At 69.2% G+C, this 484-nt stretch carries 1 protein-coding gene; it reads left to right on the top strand.

Annotated features, from left to right (window positions below; all coding sequences use genetic code 11):
* On the top strand, window positions 1–484 hold a 484-nt coding region (locus IF17_RS01000000136905), incomplete at both ends, for a carbamoyl phosphate synthase preATP-grasp domain-containing protein (protein ID WP_032773156.1).

Here is a 484-nt window from a genome sequence, read left to right as displayed (position 1 = left end):
GATGGTCAACTGCAACCCGGAGACGGTCTCGACGGACTACGACACCTCCGACCGGCTGTATTTCGAGCCGCTCACCCTGGAGGACGTCCTGGAGATCGTTCACGCCGAGTCCCTCGCCGGACCCATCGCCGGGGTCATCGTGCAGCTCGGCGGCCAGACCCCCCTCGGCCTGTCCCAGGCGTTGAAGGACAACGGCGTCCCCGTTGTCGGTACCTCCCCGGAGGCGATCCACGCTGCTGAGGACCGGGGCGCGTTCGGCCGGGTTTTGGCTGAGGCCGGGCTCCCGGCCCCGAAGCACGGCACCGCCACCACCTTCCACGGTGCCAAGGCCATCGCCGACGAGATCGGCTACCCCGTCCTGGTCCGCCCCTCCTACGTGCTCGGTGGCCGGGGCATGGAGATCGTCTACGACGAGACCCGCCTCGCCTCCTACATCTCCGAGTCCACCGAGATCAGCCCGACCCGCCCGGTACTGGTCGACCGC

The organism is Streptomyces cyaneofuscatus, from assembly GCF_000718135.1.
In the GTDB taxonomy this organism is placed as follows: Bacteria; Actinomycetota; Actinomycetes; order Streptomycetales; family Streptomycetaceae; genus Streptomyces; species Streptomyces cyaneofuscatus.
The sequence above is the reverse complement of the archived record's forward strand: the minus strand, read 5'-3'. Positions and strand labels throughout refer to the sequence as shown.